We start from the raw sequence: 6,885 nt of genomic DNA on the forward strand, positions 1-6,885 counted from the left end.
TTGTGAGTATTCTCCGGATCACTATCACTTCAATGCTAGTCGCTGCTCTTGCCTTTGGAACCTTCGGTTGCGCGGGGGGTGCGGGGGGCGGTGAGATCGCGGCACGCGTAAATGGCGAGGCCATCAATCTGGCGGATCTCGATCAGCAAGTCGAGGAATTAAGGGAAATGTATCCTCAGATGTTTGAGGGGCTCGACGGAGAAGGTCGGCTGCTTGAGTTCAGACAGCAGACCCTCGACAGCATGATAAACACGATACTCTGGCAGCAGGCCGCCGAGGAGCGCGGAGTCACCGTTTCCGACGCCCAGGTCCAGGAGCGAGTCGATGAGCTGAAGGCCGGGTTCCAGGAGGCCGCACAGTTTGAGCAGGCCCTTGAGCAATCCGGTATGACACTCGAGGACCTCAAGGACGAGATCCGAAACCAGATCCTGACAGAGCTCCTGCTGGCCGAGATCAGCCCCGCCGTTGAGGTAAGCGAGGCGGAGATCAAGGAGTTCTACGAGGCCAACAAGGCTCAGTTCACCGAGGCGGCTGCGGTCCGCGCATCGCACATACTGTTCAATACGGAAGAAAAGGCCCTGGCCGAAAGTGTTCTCGCCCAGCTTCGCGATGACGCTGACTTCGCTGAGCTGGCAACCCAGCACTCGAAGGATCCGGCTTCTGCGGCGAACGGCGGAGATCTGGGCTGGCCCACGGTGCCTTATGTCCCGGAGTTTCAGCAGGCTCTTGAGAACCTCGAGATAAACGAGATATCCGATCTGGTGCAGACTCAGTTTGGCTGGCACATAATCAAGGCTGCCGAGAGGCGCGAGGAGCGGGTTCGTCCGCTCGATGAGGTGACCGAGCAGATTGAGCAGAGCATCACTCAGCAGCGGAACGCCGAGGCCTACCAGAAGTTTCTTGCCGAGCTTAGAGAGAATGCTGAAATAGAGTACGTGATTCCTGATCTAAAGCCTGCGGCTGATACACCAGCCGAGGAAGGCGGTTCGGGGCAGCCATAGGTTCTTGGGAGCGGAGGGGCAGAATCTTTTGGGCTCGATAACGATTATCGGCGCGGGGTCAGACAGCGGTAAGGTACTGTCGTCCGATACCGCAGAAAAGCTTCGTCGAGCACAGCAGGTTGTGGTGTCGAGGGCCGACGGCTCGGTCAGTGCGATGCTAAGTGAAGCGGGCATAGAGCACACCACCTTCAGTGACCTTGGTCTGTCGGATACCCCCGGCACTGGTCGGGTTGTGGAGTTGCTTGCCGACATTGCTGCTGCCGGCGATGTCGCATACGTTACGAACGGCTATCCGTTTCTCAGGCATGGATTGCTCTCGGAACTACTGCTAAAGACGGGGACAAGTGTGAGAGTTTTTCCATCACTCTCATCCCTGTACATCATTTTGATGGCGTTCGATATCGACTTGACAGCGGATCTCAACATCATGGATGCGCGATCCTACAAGCCCTTACTTTCTCATCGCGCCTCGCATCTTGTTATAGCGGGTATCAGGAATCGCCTGACGCTGGCCAAGCTCGCCGAGCGGTTGACCGAGGTTTACTCACCCGACCACGATGTGGTGGTAGCCTCGACTCTCGAGGATGGCGGCTTCTCTCTGTCCATGGCGTGCATCACGAACCTGGCTGGCATGGATGTTTCGCCAGGCATGACACTATATCTGGGTCCACGGCGCATCAGGCCGCCAGCGGGATTTCAGGAGTTCGTGAGGCTCATCGAGCATCTCAGGGGTCCGAACGGATGTGTCTGGGACAGGGGTCAGAATCACCTTTCGCTGCGCCGGCATCTTTTGGAAGAGGCTCACGAGACGATCGCTGCCATCGAATCGGGGAGCCCTGACAAGCTCGCCGAGGAGCTCGGCGATGTGCTGCTGCAAGTCGTTTTGCACTCTCAGATCGCCACTGAAAGCGGATGCTTCACCATCGAGGACGTCATCTCTAGCATAACAACGAAGATACGCAGACGGCATCCTCATGTATTCGGCGATGCTGTCGCCAATACAGCGCAGGAGGTTACTGCTGGCTGGAATGCGATAAAGCTGGAAGAGAACCAAGGTGGACTGCTCGACGATGTACCAACATCGCTACCTGCGCTTATGCTTGCGCAGAGCATCTCTCGCAAGGTGGTCGGCGCTGGTTTCGAGTGGGAGACCATAGATGATGTCTGGGCAAAGATACATGAGGAGATCGACGAGCTCAAAGCGGTCACTCCCGGATCTCCACAGGCAGCCGAAGAGGTCGGCGACCTGTTGTTTACTGTCGTCAATCTCGCACGAAAGCAAGGAATAGACGCCGAAGAGGCACTAAAGACAAGCTGTGCGAAATTCAAGGGTCGCTGGCAGGATATGGAAAGCGCTGCTGACCAGAGGAGCGAAAAGTTGCACTCGATGAGCGCTCAAGAGCTCGAAGCGCTGTGGGCTGAAGCGAAGAAAAAGGAAGGGCAGGACAGTAAATGAGCAATATCGCCGATGTGTTTGGCAGGGAGATCCTGGACTCTCGAGGTAATCCGACGATCGAAGTCGAGGTAGTGCTGGAAGACGGCTCGTTCGGTCGCGCCGCTGTTCCTAGCGGGGCATCCACCGGCGCATTCGAGGCGTTGGAGCTGCGCGACACCGAAAACTTGCGCTATGGGGGCAAGGGAGTTCGTGCCGCAGTCCACAATGTCAACGAGATCATCGCGGCCGAAATAGTGGGTCTCGACGCGACCGACCAGCGCCTGATCGACGAGACTCTTCTTGCACTTGACGGAACGGAGAACAAGGCAGCCCTGGGGGCAAACGCGATTCTCGGCGTTTCTCTGGCTAACGCGAGGGCAGCGGCGGAGTCGACAGGGCTTACCCTGTACAGTTACATCGGCGGGGTCAACGCCCACACGCTGCCGGTTCCCATGATGAACATCATCAATGGGGGCGCTCACGCCGACAACAACATCGATCTACAGGAGTTCATGATCGTCCCGGTCGGCGCCTCCACCTTCGCCGAGGGACTTCGCTGGTGCGCCGAGATATACCACACCCTCAAAGGCGTCCTTCGCGAGCAAGGCCTCGGCACGGGCGTCGGCGATGAAGGCGGTTTCGCGCCGAATCTCAAGAACAATGAAGCGGCTCTCGAGGTGATTTCGCAGGCGGTGACTGGTGCCGGATATACCCTCGGCGAGCAGGTCGCGTTTGCGTTGGATCCGGCGATGACAGAAGTGTATCGCGGGGGCTCCTACCACCTGGAGGGCGAAGGCAGAACGCTTTCCTCGGCGGAGCTTGTTGAGTACTGGGCAGACCTCGTGAAGCGCTATCCGATAATCAGCATCGAGGACGGCATGGCCGAGGAGGATTGGGACGGCTGGAAGCTTCTGACCGAGCGCTTGGGAGATCGCATTCAGCTGGTCGGGGATGACCTGTTTGTCACCGACACGAGGCGGTTGGTCCGTGGGATCGAGAGTTGCGTCGCGAACTCCGTCCTGGTCAAGGTGAATCAGATCGGCACCCTCACTGAAACTCTCGAGTGCATCGAGACGGCCAAGCGAGCGGGTTACACGTGCGTCATATCGCATCGCTCCGGAGAGACGGAAGATACCTTCATCGCGGATCTGGCTGTCGCGGTCAACGCGGGTCAGATAAAGACGGGTGCACCTGCCCGCTCAGACAGGGTCGCCAAATACAATCAGCTTCTGCGCATAGAAGAGGAGCTCGGCGAATCCTCGCGATACCCAGGGCAGTCGGCGTTTCGCCGTACTCGTTGAAGCTGTCTAGCGAGGCGAGATGATGGCTGAAGGCCAAGCACCCAGGGGCAGGCAAAAGCCTCCGGCTTCCGCACTGGATGCTTTTTTGGCTATGCGTGAGCGACTCGCGGACAAATACGATATCGACTTTGGCAGGAGCCGGCTCTTCCCGCAGCTGATCGAGGCTTTGCTCGCGGAGGTTCCCGAGGGCGGGCGCCTGCTTGAGGTCGGGGCGGCCACGGGTATCCTCACGCGACCGCTTCTCGAACGATCGGGGCACGTTACTGCGATGGAGCCGAGCGCGGGACTCCTCCAGCATCTTCTCGCCAGCGATGTGGCAGAATCGCCTCGGCTTTCGATTCGCCAGGGGATGGTCGAGGACCTGCTCCACGACGATACCTTCGACATCGCTGTGGTGACCTTTACTCCACGCCGAGGACTGGATCTGTATAACCTCTTCATTCAACTTGCGATCCGGGTGCGCGACAGGGTCGTTTTCATGCTGGATGACGATGGCTCGCTGGACTGGGCGTATCTGGCCAGAAGCATCGCAAGGCAGGGCGTCGATGTCAGGATGCGGATTGTCACAAACGGAGAGCAAGCGCTAGAGCTCCACAAGCGATCCGTGTTGCTTATCGCGAGTGTTGCTCGATGGCATCCGGCGCAAGTCGACCCTGCAGACCAGTGGGGGCAAGATGTTACAAGAATAGTGGTTCCGTATCCTGTTCCGCGAGGAACCTCTACCAGACTTATTCGTTACTTTCTGGCTGGCGGAGACCGAGCGGTGTTCATCGACACCGACCCTCGCGGTATCGAGCGCTTGTACGGCAACTTGCGCACAGCCGCTCATAGACTTGCGCGCGAGGAGCTTACGGTGCGACTTCAGGGTGAAGCGATTCAAGTGGTGCGCCTTCCGAAGGGTTCGGATGCGGGTTTTGGGAAAGAAGTATTGTAAGAGGTAGTTCACCGCCGCCGAAAGCAAAAGTGCGCTATCTGTCCAGTAATCAGACCCGAAGCGGGGGCAAGACGTGCGCCGAACCAAAATCATAGCCACAATAGGACCATCTACCTGCTCTGATGAACGGCTTGACGAATTGGTTTCTGCGGGGATGGATGTCGCCAGATTGAACGCCTCGCACTCACGGCCGGACGAGCTCGATGTGCGCGTGAAGGCTGTTCGAAGCGCTGCGGAAAGGGCGGGTCGTCATGTGGCCATCATGCTCGATCTCGCGGGCCCGAAAGTCCGGATGGGCATCGTGGCCAAAGATACGGTACTCTCGGCAGGGCAATCGTTCATCCTCTTTGCCGAGGAGCGCCCCGGGGATGCCTCAGGGGCGAGCGTCACCTACCAGGGCCTTGCGCAAGACCTCCGGCCGGGCGATCGCATACTCGTGGATGACGGCCGCATCGAGCTTTCGGTTGAGTCGATAAGTGGCGGCGATGTTTATACTCGCGTGGTCACCGGAGGCACGCTTGTCAGCCGCAAGGGAGTCAATGTTCCTGGTGTAACTTTGAGCGTGGATCCCATCACCTCCTATGATGAGGAAGTTTTGCGTTTTGGGCTGAAAGCTCAGGTCGATTACGTCGCGCAGTCGTTTGTTCGCAGCGCCGAGGACATCGTCAGGCTCCGGCGTCTCATGGGCGATGAGACCGTGCCGATCGTCGCGAAAGTGGAAAAACACGAGGCGATGGGCCACATTGACGAAATAGTTGAGGTTTCGGATGCGGTGATGGTCGCAAGGGGCGACTTAGGTGTCGAGACTTCGCCTGAGCAGGTACCCGTTTTCCAGCGCAAAATCATTGAAGTGTGTCGGGACCGCTCGACGCCGGTGATAGTAGCCACGCAGATGCTTGAATCGATGATCCTGGCGCCACGACCCACGCGCGCCGAAGCTTCCGATGTCGCCAACGCCATCTTCTCGCGGGTAGACGCGGTCATGCTTTCGGCGGAAACCGCTGTTGGCGCTTATCCAGCAGAATCGGTGGAGACTATGGCCACGATAGCGATGACCGCTGAGGCGTCGCTAGGCCCTTCCCGGCCCAGACACGCCGGCGAGGCGACCACCGATGTTACCAGGGCAGTTAGCACCGCGGTCAGAGAGCTTGCCGAGGAGCTCAAGGTCGTCGCGATAGTGACCGCCACTCAATCCGGCTCGACCGCGCGTGCGGTGGCTGGGCACAGGCCGCTAGTTCCGATCATCGCCGTGACGCCGTTTGCGCAAGTCGCTCGCCGCCTGGCGCTGGTATGGGGGGTTACTCCTGTCGTACTCCCACTTGCCGAGGAAACCACGCAAATGCTCATCGCGATCGATGAGATGCTGTTGAGGACCGGTGTGGCCAAGCCTGGCGATCGAGTTGCGGTGACAGCGGGTATCGCGTCGCGCAGCGCGGGGGCGACGGATTTTGTCGTCGTGCGAACGGTATAGCATGACCTTTGCGGCTGACATTGCCTATTGATCGTTCAGACTAATTTATCTATTATGGATTTGCGTGCTTTTGTGCACATCAGAATAAGGTAGGCATGGGGAAAAAACGCTTAGCGTTACTAATGAGCTTTGCTTTATTCACGGCGCTTTCATTACACGCGCCTACCCATGTTCTCGCCTCCGGGCCAACAATTTCTAACATCTCTCCTGCAGACGGAGCAGTAGTCACAGGTCCTTTCAGGATCAGCGCTCTTGTAGAGGACCCAAATAACATTGCAACCGCGACTGTAAGCGTTGCGGGAGTTGCGTACCGAACAACGCTTACATACCATATCGATTGGGTCTGTTGCAGTGGATGCTACGACGGAGCCATGCCTGTAACAAATTACGCTCGAGCAGATATCTTCGCTGATATTCCCGATCTGCCCCCAGGCACTTACACTGTGACCGTAAGGGCACAAGACTCGCTTGGAAACGTCTCGACCAGGCAGTGGAGTGTAGTGCGCACGGCGCCCATAACCTTTAGCGACCTTCGCCCCGCACCTTCATCTATCTCTTCAAGCGTAAGCGAAGTCAGCGCCCGCATCTCAGGAGCCAATCTCGACCCGGCAAGTGTCGTCATGATGATCGACGGCGCGATAGTTCCTCATACATGGATACCAGACGCACAACCCGGCTCAGGCGTTGCGGTGCATACCGGGATTCTGCCGCCGGGAACCAAGACGGCAAGACTTTCGGCGACA

Annotated in this window: 6 protein-coding genes; all 6 read left to right on the plus strand. The window is 58.1% G+C overall.

The window, feature by feature from the left end:
• The first annotated feature begins 2 nt into the window (after positions 1–2).
• A complete protein-coding gene (locus KGZ89_08060) occupies positions 3–1,001 on the plus strand; it encodes a peptidylprolyl isomerase (protein MBS3974801.1) in 999 nt (332 codons plus the stop codon).
• Positions 1,002–1,029: 28 nt separating this feature from the next.
• Positions 1,030–2,457, plus strand: a complete 1,428-nt coding sequence (mazG, locus tag KGZ89_08065) for a nucleoside triphosphate pyrophosphohydrolase (GenBank protein ID MBS3974802.1) — start codon at positions 1,030–1,032, stop codon at positions 2,455–2,457.
• Positions 2,454–3,737: a phosphopyruvate hydratase gene (gene eno, locus KGZ89_08070; protein MBS3974803.1), complete on the plus strand. Its 1,284-nt coding sequence runs from the start codon at positions 2,454–2,456 to the stop codon at positions 3,735–3,737. Before mazG ends, eno begins: the two co-directional genes overlap by 4 nt.
• A 22-nt stretch (positions 3,738–3,759) precedes the next feature.
• Complete coding sequence (locus KGZ89_08075; GenBank protein MBS3974804.1) at positions 3,760–4,671, plus strand: class I SAM-dependent methyltransferase; 912 nt, start codon at positions 3,760–3,762, stop codon at positions 4,669–4,671.
• Positions 4,672–4,744: 73 nt separating this feature from the next.
• A complete protein-coding gene (gene pyk / locus KGZ89_08080; protein MBS3974805.1) occupies positions 4,745–6,142 on the plus strand; it encodes a pyruvate kinase in 1,398 nt (465 codons plus the stop codon).
• 122 nt (positions 6,143–6,264) lie between these two features.
• The coding region (locus KGZ89_08085) for a hypothetical protein (protein MBS3974806.1) at positions 6,265–6,885 on the plus strand (621 nt) is incomplete at its 3' end.

Source organism: Actinomycetota bacterium, from assembly GCA_018334075.1.
In the GTDB taxonomy this organism is placed as follows: domain Bacteria; phylum Actinomycetota; class Coriobacteriia; order Anaerosomatales; family UBA912; genus JAGXSC01.